Annotated in this window: 15 protein-coding genes and 2 pseudogenes; 5 read left to right on the forward strand and 12 right to left on the reverse strand. The window is 59.8% G+C overall.

The features are described 5' to 3' along the window. Window positions 1-197: pseudogene (locus tag ACFSE1_RS10060) on the forward strand (methyl-accepting chemotaxis protein); the annotation flags it as partial. Window positions 198-256: 59 nt separating this feature from the next. Here the strand turns inward: ACFSE1_RS10060 and ACFSE1_RS10065 are convergent. The 11 genes from ACFSE1_RS10065 to ACFSE1_RS10115 all read right to left on the reverse strand — a co-directional run bounded on the left by ACFSE1_RS10065 (window position 257) and on the right by ACFSE1_RS10115 (window position 10,706). Then, a complete protein-coding gene (locus ACFSE1_RS10065; protein ID WP_377400224.1) occupies window positions 257-739 on the reverse strand; it encodes a 2-thiouracil desulfurase family protein in 483 nt (160 codons plus the stop codon). Between the two features lie 5 nt (window positions 740-744). After that, window positions 745-2,898 carry a glycine--tRNA ligase subunit beta gene (gene glyS, locus ACFSE1_RS10070; RefSeq protein WP_377400226.1) on the reverse strand — a complete coding sequence of 718 codons (2,154 nt, stop codon included), beginning with the start codon at window positions 2,896-2,898 and terminating at the stop codon, window positions 745-747. A 245-nt stretch (window positions 2,899-3,143) separates the two neighbouring features. Beyond that, window positions 3,144-3,473: a TM2 domain-containing protein gene (locus tag ACFSE1_RS10075; protein WP_377400230.1), complete on the reverse strand. Its 330-nt coding sequence runs from the start codon at window positions 3,471-3,473 to the stop codon at window positions 3,144-3,146. Between the two features lie 117 nt (window positions 3,474-3,590). Next, window positions 3,591-5,540 (reverse strand): DUF2207 domain-containing protein, encoded by a 1,950-nt coding sequence (locus ACFSE1_RS10080; protein WP_377400783.1) that lies wholly within the window; start codon window positions 5,538-5,540, stop codon window positions 3,591-3,593. Window positions 5,541-5,546: 6 nt separating this feature from the next. Further along, window positions 5,547-6,803 (reverse strand): 3-phosphoshikimate 1-carboxyvinyltransferase, encoded by a 1,257-nt coding sequence (locus tag ACFSE1_RS10085; RefSeq protein ID WP_377400233.1) that lies wholly within the window; start codon window positions 6,801-6,803, stop codon window positions 5,547-5,549. A 59-nt stretch (window positions 6,804-6,862) separates the two neighbouring features. Further along, the gene (locus ACFSE1_RS10090; protein ID WP_377400236.1) at window positions 6,863-7,414 is read right to left on the reverse strand and encodes a LemA family protein; all 552 of its coding nucleotides are present in this window, start codon (window positions 7,412-7,414) and stop codon (window positions 6,863-6,865) included. Between the two features lie 78 nt (window positions 7,415-7,492). Then, window positions 7,493-8,425 carry a glycine--tRNA ligase subunit alpha gene (locus ACFSE1_RS10095; protein WP_377400786.1) on the reverse strand — a complete coding sequence of 311 codons (933 nt, stop codon included), beginning with the start codon at window positions 8,423-8,425 and terminating at the stop codon, window positions 7,493-7,495. A gap of 106 nt (window positions 8,426-8,531) precedes the next feature. After that, entirely contained in the window at window positions 8,532-8,726 is a 195-nt protein-coding gene (locus ACFSE1_RS10100) for a hypothetical protein (RefSeq protein WP_377400239.1), read from the reverse strand. Window positions 8,727-8,753: 27 nt separating this feature from the next. Then, a complete protein-coding gene (locus ACFSE1_RS10105) occupies window positions 8,754-9,626 on the reverse strand; it encodes a S49 family peptidase (RefSeq protein WP_377400242.1) in 873 nt (290 codons plus the stop codon). An 85-nt stretch (window positions 9,627-9,711) separates the two neighbouring features. Continuing rightward, the gene (locus ACFSE1_RS10110; protein ID WP_377400245.1) at window positions 9,712-10,482 is read right to left on the reverse strand and encodes a tRNA1(Val) (adenine(37)-N6)-methyltransferase; all 771 of its coding nucleotides are present in this window, start codon (window positions 10,480-10,482) and stop codon (window positions 9,712-9,714) included. After that, on the reverse strand, window positions 10,479-10,706 hold the full coding sequence (locus ACFSE1_RS10115) for a putative signal transducing protein (RefSeq protein ID WP_377400248.1): 228 nt from the start codon (window positions 10,704-10,706) through the stop codon (window positions 10,479-10,481). The genes ACFSE1_RS10110 and ACFSE1_RS10115 overlap by 4 nt, the downstream gene beginning before the upstream one ends. 104 nt (window positions 10,707-10,810) lie before the next feature. On the opposite strand from ACFSE1_RS10115, the gene ACFSE1_RS10120 reads away from it, so the two are divergent. From ACFSE1_RS10120 to moaB, 4 genes and pseudogenes are all read left to right on the forward strand, one after another. Continuing rightward, entirely contained in the window at window positions 10,811-11,827 is a 1,017-nt protein-coding gene (locus ACFSE1_RS10120; RefSeq protein WP_377400251.1) for a polyprenyl synthetase family protein, read from the forward strand. Window positions 11,828-12,059: 232 nt separating this feature from the next. Continuing rightward, window positions 12,060-13,820, forward strand: a pseudogene (locus ACFSE1_RS10125) (tetratricopeptide repeat protein); the annotation flags it as partial. 252 nt (window positions 13,821-14,072) lie between these two features. After that, window positions 14,073-14,951, forward strand: a complete 879-nt coding sequence (locus ACFSE1_RS10130; protein ID WP_377400258.1) for a 4-(cytidine 5'-diphospho)-2-C-methyl-D-erythritol kinase — start codon at window positions 14,073-14,075, stop codon at window positions 14,949-14,951. Further along, complete coding sequence (moaB, locus tag ACFSE1_RS10135; RefSeq protein WP_377400261.1) at window positions 14,951-15,499, forward strand: molybdenum cofactor biosynthesis protein B; 549 nt, start codon at window positions 14,951-14,953, stop codon at window positions 15,497-15,499. The genes ACFSE1_RS10130 and moaB overlap by 1 nt, the downstream gene beginning before the upstream one ends. Window positions 15,500-15,505: 6 nt before the next feature. Here moaB and ACFSE1_RS10140 read toward each other — a convergent pair whose 3' ends face one another. After that, window positions 15,506-16,021: a glycosyltransferase family protein gene (locus tag ACFSE1_RS10140; protein WP_377400264.1), complete on the reverse strand. Its 516-nt coding sequence runs from the start codon at window positions 16,019-16,021 to the stop codon at window positions 15,506-15,508. Window positions 16,022-16,055: the final 34 nt, after the last annotated feature.

Here is a 16,055-nt window from a genome sequence, read left to right on the forward strand (position 1 = left end):
CGTCTGCGCTGAACCAGCTGGATAGCGCCACGCAGCAGAACGCGGCCATGGCGGAAGAGACCACGGCTTCTGCCGAGGTTCTCGCCAATGACACCGGCGATCTTCTGGAGCTGATCGGCGGCTTCCGCACCGGAAATGGCAGTGCTTCCACAAGCGCCCTGCATGGCATGGCACAGCAGATGCGACGCGCTGGCTGATCCAGATCGATCACCGAAACACGAAAACGCCGGGCCAAAACCCGGCGTTTTTTTCTGTTTCAGAGGCTTCTTGCCAGATCGTCAATCTGGGACGGCGCAAAGATTTCAATGCCATTCCGCCTCAAAAGCGCGGCGGTTACACCATGGCCTGCGATCTTGCGGCCTGAGAAAGCGCCATCGTAAATCATCTGTGAGCCGCAGGATGGGCTGCCATCGATCAACAGGGCAAAGCGGCAATCATTCTGGCGGGCTGCGGCCAAGGCACGTTCTGCTCCCGCGGTGAAAGCTACGGTCACATCGCCACCCGTCAGTTCCAGAACCCGCGCGCGACCCGCGAGAACATCCTCGCCTGTCATGCCGTTTTCGATTTCCGCAGCTGGGCGCGGCACACTCATGCCGCCAGCCAGTTCAGGACAGAGAGGAACAAGACGCCCCTCCCCCTTCCATTGGTCGATGAATGGATGGACAAGCGGCTTTCCCTTGCCATCATACCGGACGGGCTGGCCGAGAAGGCAGGCGCTGATGAGGATGCGCCCTGCCATTGGCTTTAACCGCTGATCTTGGAGAAATCCGCGACCGTTCCCGTTGCTTCGCGAATAGCCTTTAGCAGAGCCAGGCGATTGGCGCGCACCGCTGCATCCTCATCATTGACGAGCACATCCTCGAAGAACCTATCCACCGGGCCGCGCAGCCTGGAAAGCGCTTCCATGGCAGAGCGGAAATCTTCCGTCTTCACAGCAGCAGCGGCATCCTGCGTCGCCGACGTGATGGCCGCATGAAGCGCCTTTTCCGCATCCAGCTTCAAGAGATCCGGCGAAACGCTGTCCGCAACCACGGTGCCCTTCTTTTCTTCGGCGGCCAGAAGCTGCGTTGCACGCTTGGTGCCCGCCAGCAGGTTCTTGCCATCTTCAGAAGTGATGAAGGCGGTCAGCGCTTCGGCACGACGCGCCACCAGCAGCAGGTCATCGGATTCCGGCGTCAGCACCGCATCGATAATGTCATGCCGCGCGCCCATATCACGCAGATAGACCTTCAGGCGCTCATGGAAGAAGGCGAGAAGATCAGCATCCTTGACGATCTGCGACAGGGGCAGCCGCACCTTGCGTTCAAGCATGATGCGCACGACACCCAGCGCTGCACGACGCAACGCGTAAGGATCCTTCGAGCCGGTCGGCTTTTCATCGATGGCCCAGAAGCCGACGAGCGTATCCAGCTTGTCAGCGAGCGCAACCGTGATCGCCACCTTGTCTTCCGGCACGCGGTCTGACGGGCCTTGCGGCTTGTAGTGATCTTCAATGGCGGCAGCAACGGAGGCATCCTCGCCCTGAAGCACCGCATATTTGCGGCCCATCACGCCTTGCAGTTCCGGGAATTCGCCCACGGCCTCGGTGCGCAGATCAGCCTTTGCGAGAACCACGGCGCGATCCACCAGCTTTTCATCCGCACCGACAATGGGGGCCAGCTGCTTGGCAAGCGCACGGATGCGCGAAACGCGCTCGCCCTGCGTGCCGAGCTTGGCATGGAAGGTGACATTCAGCGCATCGAGCTTGGCCATGCGCTGATCGAGCGGCTTTGCGAGATCAAGGCCGAACTTTTCAGCGGAGGTCTTCAGGGTTTCGAGATCCGGCAGATCGCCCTGGTCTCGGGTCCAGAAATGCTTGGCATCGGACAGGCGCGCACGCACGACCTTGCCATTGCCGTGAATGATTTCCTGCCCGCCATCCTTGGCTTCGATATTGGAGACGAGAATGAAGCGGTTGGAGAGCCCTTCCGTTGCCCCTTGCGGGCGGGTGACGAAGCACTTCTGGTTTGTCTTGATGGTCAGGCGGATGATTTCCGCCGGAATTTCAAGATAGTCTTCCTCGAAAGAGCCCATCAGAACATGCGGCCATTCGACAAGGCCGGATACTTCTTCCAGCAGGCCTTCATCTTCCACCAGATCCAGACCATTGGCAAAGGAGAGGTCGCGGGCGTCATGCAGGATCACATCCTTGCGGCGGTCGGCATCCAGCATGACCTTCGCCTTTTCGAGGCTCGAAACATAATCGTCAAAACGGCGAACCGTGATGGCGCCCGGCGCGTGGAAGCGGTGACCATAGGTCACGTTGGAGGCCTTGATGCCATCCACTTCGAAGGGAATGATCTGCGTCTCGTCATGTTCAGGCCCGAACATGCAGACGATGGACTGCAGCGGGCGCACCCAGCGCAGACTTTCCATACCCCTGCCCTCAATGCCTGCATACTTCATGCCTTTCGGCATGGAGGCGGCACCGGAACGCATGCTCTTTGGCCATGGGAACGAGCGGATGATGCCGGGCATCACATCGGCTATGATCTCTTCCGCCGCACGACCGGGCTTGGAGATGACGGCGACGTAGAAATCACCCTTTTTCGGATCGGATACGACCTGCGCTTCCGATACGGAAGAGAGACCTGCACCGCGCAGGAAGCCTTCAATGGCCTTTTCCGGCGCATCGGTTCGCGGGCCTTTACGCTCTTCCCGCTGGTCGGCAGAGCGAGCCGTCAGCCCACGAATATCCAGCGTCAGGCGGCGCGGCGTCCAGTATTCACGCGCACCCTCATAGGTCAGACCTGCCTCTACCAGCGCATCGGTCACAAGCTTCTTCAGATCGCCCGCAGCCTTGCGCTGCATGCGGGCAGGAATTTCCTCAGAGCGAAGTTCGAGCAGAAGATCAGGCATTGTTCAGTTCCTTGGCCCGCATGAGCTTTACTTCTTTGCGCGTCCTCGCGTCTGCAACGCTGCGGGTGCGCGGCGGGGCAGGAATTTCCTCAGAGCGAAGTTCGAGCAGAAGATCAGGCATTGTTCGGGCGGGCGTCATTGTTTTGCGTTGCGCCGACTTAGCAAGGCCACAGGCAAATGTCATCTGCCGCGATGCAAAAATGCAAGGCTTCCGGGAACGAGAAAGCCGGAGGCCTTGCCGAATATCATGCGCCCGTCAGCATCGCCTGCTGCAAGAGTTCGTTGCGGATCTTGTTCTTGTGCTCGGAGACCATGCCGGGAATGAGGAAAGCATCGACCAGCGCCCAGATGCCGACGATGAGGAACAGGAAAAGGCCAACACCAATGAAGCTGGTGACGAACCCAACCACCGTCAACAGCAGCATGGCCAGACCCGAACCCTTGCGGCCGAGATAAAAGCGGTGGCCACCCAGGCAACCAACAAAGAACCAGAGAAGATAGGCGGCCCCGATGGACTTGGCCTCATTCGTTACACGCTGCTCAATAAGTATCTGCTTTTCAGTCGAAACAGTCATAAATCTTACCCCCGAAATGACTTGTTCCTGCCTTAGCGATGCTTTCGACTTCAAGCAATTCCTAAAAATGATCGGCCATAGCTTCAGATAAATGAAGAGAATGGGCGGAAGGTTACGCTACCAGCCGCCGCCGCCACCACCGCCACCGCCGCCGCCGGAAAAGCCGCCGCTGGACGAGAAGCCCGACGAAGAGGATGCCACTGGCTGCGGAAGGGTGGATGCGATGGTTGACGACATCGAGGAGGAGAAATCACCGATGCTCTCCCCGAAGGATCCGTAGCTTTCTCCGCTATACCAGCCGGGATGATAGCTTGCTGCAACGGCACCGGCTGCGGCTGTGGCAAGCCAGGTCTCGAAGGTACGGCTCCAGGGTTTTTCCACGCCAAGCGCCACCGCATAGGGCAGCAGGGTTTCGAAATGACGGGGCGACATTTCGGGCGCACCGTTCATGTTCATCCGGTCCTTTTCGGCGAGTGTCAGATAAAGGCGCAGGCCCTCGATCTCGTCCATCCGCTTCGCGCCAAGCGGGGTCGGCGCGCCCATGAGGAAGAAGAAGAGCGCATTGAGCAGCACGATGCCGCCCACGCCGACGAAGAGCGGCCACTGGCCATTGCCGAGGCTTTCGACCAGAGAAATGGTGAAAGCGCCGCAGACGGCAAAACCCATGAAACCCAGAACGGCAAAGCTGAAGGCAGCACCGAGGCGAGAGCTGAAGCTTCGCCGGTTGCGCATGGATTTCGCAAGCCGGATGGCAATGCCACCCCAGAACAGACCGAAAAAGGCCGGCATGATGAGCAGACCTGCCAGATCCGGGTTGAGATCGCCAAGCACCAACATGGCCGCAAGCGAAAGAACGCTCAGCAGAATTCCCACCACAATATAGGCGGTGTTGGCCCTGTAATAGCGTCCACGGTTTTCCTTCTCGATGGCCTGCCGAAACAGCTTGCCCAGAGATTGAACCGCTTCGCCATTCTGTTTGTTGATGACGAATTTATCGTTGGCCATGCCGAGCTGGCGCAGAAGCGCCATCTGGCCCACCGGCAAATCTGGCGCTGCGGGCTTGTCCGTCCGGCGAATGACGATGCTTTTCTTCAGATCTTCCAGCAGCACATAGCCCTTCACCGCCAGATCGATGAAGCTGGCGGACAGAGCATCCCAGCCCTGACCGGAAAACCCCTTGTTATCGATGTAATTGACAAGCGCTGGAGACAGGCCCTCAGGCGGATGCCAGTTTGGCACCACAACGCCACGCGGCGGATCGCGCCCCACGCGACGCCAGCCCCACATATAAAAGAGAGCGACGACAGCCAAAGCGGGCAGCGCAATCATCAGATTGAGATTGTCGCGCAGGAGCCAGCCCCTTTGCTGCGCAGTGCTGGGCGGCAGGATGGAGCCATTCGGCATGGCAATCGCAATGGTCAGCCCTTCATTCGGCGCAAGCGCCCGTGTCGTCACGAAGCCGGGCGCGGTTTCGCTGCCTGTGCGGCGCGCATCCTTGCCCGTTGCCCCTTCCGGCCCGGTGAAGAAATCCGTGTTCAGAGCCTTCACGCCCGGCGGCAACTGCACCACCACCGACGCCTGATCGATGCGGAACATCCAGCCATTGCCGGTCACATTCCAATAGAATTCGTCGAAATTCTCCTGGTAACGGATCTGCCGGTCGGTGCGGTAGGTCAGCTCATAGGTGTGCAGCCCCCGATCCAGCTGGGTGTTCTGCGAACCCATATAGATCCGCACGCCACCGGAAATGCTTTCCGTCTTCCATTCTTCCGGCTTGCCATCGCGCGTCACGGACAGCACCTCGAAGCCGACCTTTTGCCGCCGCCCCTGCCGATCCAGCATATAGAGGGGAAAATCACGGAAGATGCCGCGCTTTATATCGTGCCCCTCGGCATTGACGGTGATGATTTCCGTCACGGTCACATCGCCCTGACGCGCAATCTGGATCTCGGAGCGGTAGGCGGCAATATATTCTGCCGCGCGCGCCTCGAAGGCAAAACCAAGCAGTGCCGCCTGCAAGAGAAGCAGGAGGACGAGCCGGATCACCGCCGATGGCGCACGAAGCATCGACACTCAGCCACGCTCCAACGTCACGCCGAGAGAAGCCATGGCATCCCAGTAATCGGGATAGGTCTTGGCCACACAGCCGGGATCGAGGATGGTGATGCCGTCAATCTTCAGGCCAGCCAGGGCAAAGCTCATGGCAATGCGGTGATCGGCAAAACTGTCGATGCGCGCAGGCAACGTCTGGCCAGCCAACCCGGGATCCGAAGCCACGAGAAGATCATCCCCCTCCTCTCTCGCCAGACCATCGCGAATGGTGTTGAGGCCAGTGGAGAGCGCACGAATGCGATCGCATTCCTTCACCCGAAGGTTTGCGATGCCAACGAAGCGCACCGGCGTTTCATTGAAGGCCGCCAGAACCGCAATGGTGGGAATGGCATCCTGCATCTGGCTGCCATCGATCACGGCAGGCATATGCGGAAAGGCAGAGATCACATCATAGGCCTTGGCATCCGGCTGGGTGAAGGCGGTGGCGGGCGTGCCGATATCGATAGCGCCGCCTGTCAGCACTTCCGCGCCCCAGAGATAGGTGGCGGCGGAGGCATCCGGCTCAATGTGGAAATCGGTTGCCGTGTAACCCGTCGGTTGGATGCGCCAGACGGAGGCGGAAGGTTGCTCCACATTCGCACCGAAGGCCCGCATGGCGGCAAGCGTCAGATCGATATAGCCGCGTGCGCCAATATCGGCACCGGCCAGTTCAATCTCGAAGGGCTCGGCAGCGCAGGCAGCAGCCATGAGCAGCGCCGACACATACTGGCTGGAAAGGCCCGCATCGATGACCACGCGATTGGTCTCGAAACGTCCGGTAGCCTCGATCGTGACCGGAGGGCAGCCAGACGGCGCTTCAACGGAAACCCCAAGCGAACGCAGCGCCTCGACGAGCGGCTGAATGGGGCGCTTGCGCATGTGCTGGTCACCGTCCACCACATAGCGACCGTGACCGAGGGCAACGGCTGCGGTGAGGAAGCGGGTGGCGGTTCCAGCATTGCCAAGGAAAAGCGGATGGGCGGGTGGCTTCAACTGGCCGCTGCTCGTCACCACGAACGTGGTCGGGTCCGGCTCGTTCACCGTCACGCCCATGGCCCGCAAGGCTTCTGCCATATAGCGGGTATCGTCGCTCTTCAAAGCGCCGGTCAGGCGACTGGTGCCCTTGGCCAATCCCGCCAGCAAAAGAGCGCGGTTGGTGATGGATTTCGAACCGGGCGGGCTCACCTTCCCCTTCAGGGGCTGAGCGGTCGGGTGAATGGTCAGTTGATCGGTACTCATTCTCGTCTCACAGGGCATTGTGGCGAAGCGCTGGCCTTGCAGCGCTGGCGGCTTGCATATCAGAATCTCACGGATGGGACGGCACGATCCGCTTCATTGGCGATCTCGAAGTAGGGCTTTTTGGCAAAGCCGAACTGGCCTGCAATCAGGTTGGAGGGAAAGCTTTCCACCTTCACGTTCAGATCCCGCGCAGCACCATTATAATAGCGGCGCGACATCTGGATCTCGCCCTCTACCGTTTCCAGTGAGCGCTGAAGCTCCAGAAAGTTTTCATTGGCTTTCAGCTCCGGGTAGGCCTCCGCAAGAGCAACGATCCGCCCAAGCGCCTGACCGAGCATACCTTCCACGGCAGCGCGGCCTGCCACATCGCCGGTTGGCACGGCTTGCGCCTTGTTGCGCAGCGCCACCACCTCTTCCAGCGTCGATTTCTCGTGGGTCGCATAGCCTTTGACGGTTTCGATAAGGTTCGGGATCAGATCGGCGCGGCGCTTCAGCTGCACGTCGATACCTGACCACGCCTCTTCCGCCATCTGGCGAGACTTCACCAGACCGTTGTAGACAAAGACAATATAGAGAGCGACGGCCGCCAAGGCGGCTAAAGCGATGTACATGAAAAGCTCCCGAATTCAGCGCGCGCGAACCCTAATCGTTTAGCGCGCGCCTGTCATCGGGATTTTCTCTTGGCGTTTTCAGGCCGCAGTCGTGAGGTTCACGCCACCGGCATCCGTCAGCAGGAAGGCTTCGCCGCAAGCTTTGGCCAGCGTGCGCACCCGCAGGATGTAGCTCTGACGTTCGGTGACGGAAATGACGCCGCGAGCATCCAGAAGGTTGAAGACGTGGCTGGCCTTGATGCACTGGTCATAGGCCGGAAACACACATTTATGCAGGCGATGATGATCGCTTTCGCCGGGAGCGCCAGCTGCGAGCAGCGCCTGGCATTCCTTTTCCGCATCGATGAAGTGACGATGCAGCATTTCCGTATTGGCGAATTCGAAGTTGTGGCGGGAATATTCCTGCTCTGCCTGCAGAAAGACATCGCCGTAGGAAATCTTTTCCTCGCCTTCGCGACCGTTGAAGTTCAGGTCATAGACATTGTCCACGCCCTGCACATACATGGCCAGACGTTCCAGACCATAGGTCAATTCACCGGCAACCGGCGAACAATCAATGCCGCAAACAGCCTGGAAGTAGGTAAACTGCGAGACTTCCATGCCATCGCACCAGCATTCCCAGCCAAGGCCCCAGGCACCCAGTGTCGGGCTTTCCCAATCATCTTCCACGAAACGGATATCGTGCAACAGAGGATCGAGCCCGATGGCGGCCAGCGAACCGAGGTAGAGTTCTTGCAGGTTGGAGGGGTTCGGCTTCAGAATGACCTGATACTGGTAGTAATGCTGCAAGCGGTTTGGGTTTTCGCCATAGCGCCCGTCGGAGGGGCGGCGCGATGGCTGCACATAGGCTGCTTTCCAGGGCTTTGGACCAAGCGCGCGCAGCGTGGTTGCCGGGTGGAAGGTGCCCGCTCCCACTTCCATGTCATAGGGTTGCAGAACGGCACAGCCCTTATCCGCCCAATAGTTATGGAGCGTCAGGATCAGCGCCTGAAACGAGCGCTTCGGGTCCATATGCGGGGCAAGTGTGGTGGTCATGGGATGATGTCCGAGCCAGTATTCGTGATTTTTGCCCGTCTGGTGCCACGGCAGGGCGCAAGGGTCAAGTGTGCGGGCCGTATCAGGCATCCTCATCGCGCCGAACGCGATATTCGCCAGTGACCGGATCCTTGACCAGCGTACCGATGGCGCCCGTCTCACGCTCCTTTTCCTGGCTGCGGCGGATGCGCGCCAGCTTCTCCGCATCGGCGACGAACTTCCGATACAACAGCCAGCCCCCGCCGATGAGAATGGCAAGAAACAGAAGCTGCGGCATGATGGCGAAGTCCTTGTGCTTGGATAATTAGAGACCGTATCGGCCCCACAATGCCTTTTCTTCCAGCGTTGCCGCAAGACCGGAAGCCGCACCCGCGGCAATTTCCGCAGCATGCGGCATTCCGGCGAGCGAAGCCACACCGGGCACCTTGCGACCGAGGAGGCCACGCGATGCCCCGATAAGCTGCAATTTCGCCTTCGGTCCGAAGCGACGCTTCAAGACGTCGCGCATCTCGCCGATCCCATCGACAAGCCCAAGCTCCACGCCGCGATTGCCGGTCCAGAACAGGCCGGAAAAGATGGTTTCATCATCGCTCAAACGCTCGCCACGCCGCGCCTTGACCATATCGATGAAGACCTTGTGGATCTCCAGTTGCAGCGTCTTGAGATAGTCGACATCGCTTTGCTTTTCCGGCTGGAAGGGATCGAGGATCACCTTGTTCTCGCCAGCGGTATAGACGCGCCGCTCCACGCCGATCTTGTTCAGGAGTTCCGGGAAGCCGAAACCGCCGGAGACAACGCCAATCGAGCCAACGATCGAGGTCGGGTCCACGAAAATCTCATCACCCGCCAGCGCGATCATGTAACCGCCCGATGCCGCCACATCTTCCACGAACATCAGCACGCGCTTGTTCTTTTCTTCGGCAAGCGCGCGAATGCGCTGATAGATCAGCCGCGATTGAACGGGCGAGCCGCCGGGCGAATTGATGGAGATGGCAACGACCGGCACATCTTTACGAGAAAAAGCGCGCTCCAGCATGGGCGCTACAGTGGCAAGGTTCAGCGTGGGGCGAAGCTGGCTTCCGCCAGCCATGATGGCACCGTGAAGCCGCACAACCGGAATGACCGTTTCATCCTTGCGAAAACGCTTCGGGACCAAAGTCTTCAACAAGCCGGCCATGTCATCTCCTGTTTTATCTGCTTTTCCGTCATGTATGCAACGGAATGGCCGGCGCAATGGTTGGTTCCTGTAAATTCCACGTCATTCACCGGCCTTTGCGGCCATAGGCATCGCGACCGTTGTTCAGCGCATCCACCGGGGGGGCGAAGGCATGGCCCTCTTCACCATGCATGAAAAGCGGCGCGCGCCAGACAAGCCGGGATTTGGAGCCCTTGATGGCCGTAACCAGTAGACGGATCGCATCTTCACCGGGACGTGGGTGGATCGCCGTCAACTCCAGCCCGCCGAAGCGTTTTCCACAGGCTGCAATAATATCTGCCACCGATTGCGGCCGGGCAATCAGCGACAATTGCCCGCCGGGAACCATGATGGCACCGGCCGTGCGCAGCCATTGCTCGAACAGATCCTCCGTCATGGCATGGGCTTCGGCCTTCAGCGCATCCGGGGTGCGGCGGTCGCGGCTGTCATTGAAGGGCGGGTTCATGATGACGTGGTGAAAGTGATCGTCCGGCAGGCCAGCGTCCAGCCGGGCCTTTCCGCGCAGCGTGACATCGGCCTCGATCACCGAGAGACGGCCGGAGAGAGCTGCGTTTTCAGCAAGAGCCAGATTTCGCCGCGCATAATCGGCCATCAGGGCCGAACGCTCGACAAGCACCACCTGCGCGCCTTTCAGGCGGGCGGCGACGGCAAAGCCTGCCGCCCCTGCCCCGGCCCCCAGATCCGCCACGCGAATCTCTCTCTCATCCGCCACGAGGGAGGCGAGCAGCATGGCATCCATGCCCGCGCGGTGGCCGCCCTTTTCCGGCTGAAGAAGATGGAAGGCACCACGATGGAAGGCGTCCAGCGTATCGGTCATCTCTCTGTCCGCAATTCCGCTTCAAGCCCCGCATCGATGAGAAGGCGGCGCGCCTCACCGGCCCTATCCTCTTCCACGAGAAGCCGTCTTGGCAGCAGTCCCAGGGAACCTTCCAGCACGCTCATCGATTGGTCAGCGATCAGCGAGTGGATGCCGGCATCGTTGAGGAGACTCGTGGCAAAGGAGAGGACAACCGCATTATTGGTGCGGATCAATTCTTTCATGCGTCAAAGCACCTCAATTCCCGGTCAAAACGATAATTGGCACTTGCCGGTTCTAGCGCCCCTTTCTATTGTCCGGCGCAACATTTGAACAGGAGGCCATTTCATTGGGCGTCGTTATTCCGCTCGAAGAGGGCAAAAACAAGCAGGCATCCGTAAAGCCATTGGTCGATCTTACCAAATCGGACATGGATCGGGTCAACCAGCTGATCCTGTCGAAGGCGGGATCGGATGTGCAGATGATTCCCGAGGTGGCCAACCACCTGATCTCTTCCGGGGGCAAGCGCCTGCGGCCCATGCTGACACTCGCTGCGGCGCAGATGTTCGGCTATGAAGGCGAAGGCCATATCAAGCTCGCCACCAGCGTCGAATTCATGCACACCGCCACGCTTCTGCATGACGATGTGGTGGATGAGAGCGATCTGCGCCGCGGCAAATCCACCGCCCGCATGATCTGGGGCAATCAGGCCAGCGTTCTGGTGGGAGATTTCCTGCTCGGCCAGGCCTTCAAGATGATGGTGGAGACCGGATCGCTGGATGCGCTCGACGTTCTCGCCTCCGCCGCCGCCGTGATTGCCGAAGGTGAAGTGTTGCAGCTTTCCGTTGCCAAGAACATGGAAACGACGGAAGACGATTATCTCTCGGTCATTCGCGCCAAGACGGCGGCGCTTTTCGCCGCTGCGGCAGAGGTTGGGCCGATCATCGCCAATACCGACAAAGCCAGCCGTGCAGCCCTTCGCTCCTACGGCATGAACCTTGGCCTTGCCTTCCAGCTTGTCGATGACGCGCTGGATTATGGCGGCAAGGCCGCCGATCTCGGCAAGAATGTTGGCGATGATTTCCGCGAGGGCAAGATCACGCTGCCGGTCATTCTCTCCTACCGCCGCGGCACGTCTGAGGATCGCGATTTCTGGAAAACGGCCATCGAACAGGGTGAGAGCAGCGACGAGAATCTGGAGCGCGCGCTCGGCCTCATCACCAAGTATAACGGTCTTGGTGACACGATTGCCCGGGCAAAGCATTACGGCGCAATCGCCCGCGATGCACTTTCGCCGCTTCCCGCCTCTGCGCACAAGGATGCGCTGATGGAAGTGATCGATTTCTGCATCGCCCGCGTAAACTGACCTCGGCACTGGACAGAGAGACAGCGCGCCGGACGAGACGAGCCGGCGTAAGGCAAAATCGGCGCGAACGGATGGCATTCGGCTCTTCACGAATTTTCGAACTTCGCGGCAGCCGTGAAGAGCGCCAGATTCTTGCGAAGCTGCTCCAAAAAAGCCATTCTGTAGTGAATCATCGGCTGATCTTTTTCGGCGGCCCCAAGCCCGCCCTCAGCTTTTCATGAAAGGCACCTTCATGCGGCAGAATTTCGCCCATCGTCTGCTATCCGGCGCGGCCTTCGTGTCGGCTCTCATGCTGGCGACGGTTGCGCCCGGTCTTGCATCGGCACAGGATAAGCCGGTCACGGAATCGGCGGTCTTCTCGGCTGACAAGGTCAACACCTTCTCCGGCGCGTTCCTTGCGGCACGCACGGCCGATGTGGATCATGACTACGCGACCGCCATCACGCTCTATCAGAAGGCGCTGGAATTCGAGCCCGCCAATCTGGACATTCGCGAGCGGTTGATGGTTTCGCTGCTGATGAACGGGCAGTTCGATGAAAGCCTGAAGCATGTGAACGCCTTGAAGGACGATGAGGCTGTCGAACGCATCACCACCATCGTTCGCGGGCTGGAAGCCATTCGCAAAGGCTCGTATGCCGAAGCGCAGAAAATCCTTGCCTATAAGGGCGGCAACGATCTGGACCGCCTGACCCATTCCCTGCTCATTGCCTGGGCAAAGGTTGGCGCAGGCAAGGGCCAGGAGGCGGTGAAACAGATCAAGTCCCTCAAGGGGCCGGACTGGTTCAAGGTCTTTACCGAATATCACATGGGCGCAATGGCCATTGTGGCCGGCGATGTTGCCACAGCCCGCACCCATCTGACCGCAGCCATTACCAGTGAGGAAGGCGTTGCCACCACACCGGACACCTTCATGCGCGCCGTGATGGCGCTGGCACGGCTGGAAGCGGCACAGGGCAACAAGCAGAAGGCGCTGGACGCGATTTCTGTCGCGGAACGCCTGATGCTGAACTATGCGCCGCTGAAGGCATTGCGCGCCAGCATCGAGCGCGGCGAAAAGCCCGAACAGCAGGTTGCCGACGCCACGCAAGGGGCAGCAGCCGTTCTCTTCTCCATTGGCGGCGCCCTCAACCGCCAGGGCGCGGAGGAGATGGTCTCGCTCTATCTGCAAATCTCCCATGCTCTCGACCCGAAAAGCGCCGATACGCTGATCATTCTGGGCGGCATTGCCGAAAAGCTGGAGCAGCCGAAGCAGGCCATCGAGCTTTACGGTCGCGTGCCGCAGGATTCGCCGATGCGGCGCATTTCCGAGTTGCAACTCGGCCTGACACTTGCCCAGACCGGCGACATGGAGGGCGCGAAGCAGCACCTGAAATCGCTTCTGGAATCGGATCCTTCCGACATCCGCAGCTACATTGCCTATGGCAGCGTGCTTTCCGATGCGAAAGACTATGCCGAAATGGCCCGCATCTATGACAAGGCCGTAGATGTCGTCGGGCCTGCGCCACGCCCGACCGATTGGTCTGTTTTCTTCCAGCGCGGCATTGCCTATGAGCGCCTGAAGGAATGGGACAAGGCAGAACCGAATTTCCGCAAGGCTCTGGAACTCAATCCGGACCAGCCACAGGTGCTGAACTATCTCGGTTATTCCTGGGTGGACATGAACCGGAACCTTGAGGAAGGTCTCAACATGATCCGCAAGGCCGTGGATCTGCGCCCCGATGATGGCTACATCGTCGATTCGCTGGGTTGGGCCTATTATCGCCTTGGCCGCTACGATGACGCCGTGACGGAACTGGAACGCGCCGTTCAGTTGCGGGCTGGCGATGCCACGATCAATGACCATCTGGGCGATGCCTACTGGCGTGTTGGACGGCAGCTGGAAGCCAAGTATCAGTGGCAGCGGGCGCTGACCATGAAGCCGGAAGCAACTGAAATCCCCAAGATCGAGCAGAAGATCCGCGAAGGTCTGGCCGAGGCGCCAACGCCTCCGGTTCAGACGGCCATGTCTTCCCCCGCCGCAACCGCGCCTGCAGTGGCAACGGATGCCCAGAACGGCGGCAAGCCTGAAGAACTGCAGAACTACACGGTGGGCGCGGGCGACACACTGCGGAAGATCGCCACGGATACCTTGGGCAATGGCGACCGGATTCAGGATATCATCGAGATCAATCCGGAGCTGAAGCGCAATCCGAACCGGCTCTATCCGGGGCAGGTTCTGAAGATCCCCGCCAAGAAAAACTGATCCATGGCAGGATCGATATCGGAAGCAGCGCGCGCAAAAATCAATCTCGCGCTGCATGTGACCGGACGCCGCGCGGATGGCTATCACCTGCTGGATAGCCTGGTCACCTTTGTCGATCTGGGTGACGCACTGGAATTTTGGCCTTCCGAGGCGGACGGATTTCACGTTGAAGGACAGTTTGGCGCGCTGCTGGGCGCAGAGCACGATAATCTTGTGCTGCGGGCGCGGGACGCCCTGCGCCAGCTGGCGCAAAACCTTGGATGCGCAACGCCGCCGGTCCGCATCAAGCTGGTGAAGAACCTGCCGATTGCATCAGGTATCGGCGGCGGATCGGCAGATGCCGCTGCAACCCTTCGCGGGCTGTCGCGGCTCTGGAAGCTCGATCTTCCAGAGGCAAAGCTGAAGACGCTGGCCGTTTCACTGGGCGCAGATGTGCCCATGTGTCTTGCCAGCACTCCGCTTGTCGCACGCGGCATAGGAGAGGAGCTGACCCTTCTTCCCGATCTGCCCGCCTTCCCCATTCTTCTTGCCAATCCGCTGGTCGGCGTATCGACGCCGGAGATCTTCCGGGCTTTGACGAAGCGCAATAACCCGCCCCTGCCACCCTTCCCGCTTGAAGGGGCGGATTGGTGGCCCTATCTGCATAATCTGCGCAATGATCTGCAGCCACCGGCTGAAGAGCTGGTACCAGAGATCTCCACCGTGATCACGGCGCTTGAAACAAGTGGCGCGGGCCTGGTTCGAATGTCTGGTTCAGGCGCAACCTGTTTCGCGCTGTATCACTCTCAGGCCGAGGTTGAGGCGGCACTTTCCCGCCTCAAAGAGACCCATCCGACCTGGTATCTGGCCGCAAGCCACACACTGACAGGGAGCCAAGCCTGATGCACCGCATTGATGAGAGCCGACCCTTCATTCCCGTTGGCATCGCGGTTCTAACCGTTTCCGATACAAGGCGGCTGGACAACGACAAATCCGGCGACACGCTGGTTCAAAGGATTGCCGAGGCGGGCCACACGCTCGTCGCACGTGCTATTGTTGCCGATGACCGGGAGCAGATTTTCGAGCAGGTTCGCAACTGGACGCTCTCCGACGAAGTGGATGTGGTCATCACCACCGGCGGCACGGGCTTTACAGGCCGCGATGTGACGCCAGACGCGCTGGAGCCACTGTTCGAGAAGCGCATGGATGGCTTCTCCGAAGTCTTTCACCGCATTTCCTATGACAAGATCGGCACATCCACCATCCAATCCCGCGCCACAGGCGGCGTGGCAAACGCGACCTTCATTTTCGTGCTTCCGGGATCTCCCGGTGCCTGCAAGGATGCATGGGACGGCATTCTGAAATGGCAGCTCGATTACCGCCATATGCCCTGCAATTTCGTTGAAATCATGCCGCGCCTGAATGAACATCTGAAGCGCAACAGCGGATAAGACGGTTCAGGCGCGTGAAGCCGCCCAGCTTGGCACCATTTCCGAGGCAAGCCGAAACGGTTTCAATCCGGCCGCCAGATCGGTGAGCCCCGCAGCCGGTTTTGCTTTCGAGAGTGCCAGCGACGCCGGCAGAACCAGACCCATTTCCAGGGGACCACGCCGGTGCAGGAACCGCGCCAGCAATGGCCTTCGATAATTGCGGGAAAGCGAGAAACGGATTGGCTGGCGGCTATGGGCCATATGCTCCGCCAATTCGTCGATCCAGCCCATCTGCGGCCGTGCTCCCGGCTCTATCAGTAGCACCCATTCCCCGCGAAGGGTTTTGAGCACATCCGGCAAGTCCCAGTCCTGCAGGAAACGGCAGCCTGCCGCATCGGCAACGCGGGCGCTGCCGTCTTTCGAACCCTTATCGAGAATGACGACATCACTCACGAGGCCTTCAACGGCACCCGCCACCAGCACAGACAAGGTCTGCGCCAGTTCAGACTCCTGATCTCGACATTCCATCAGCACTGTCAGCATAGATGACCTTTAGCCGATTGCATGACGGATTGCC

This window comes from Affinirhizobium helianthi, from assembly GCF_042680945.1.
GTDB classification, from domain to species: Bacteria; Pseudomonadota; Alphaproteobacteria; order Rhizobiales; family Rhizobiaceae; genus Neorhizobium; species Neorhizobium helianthi.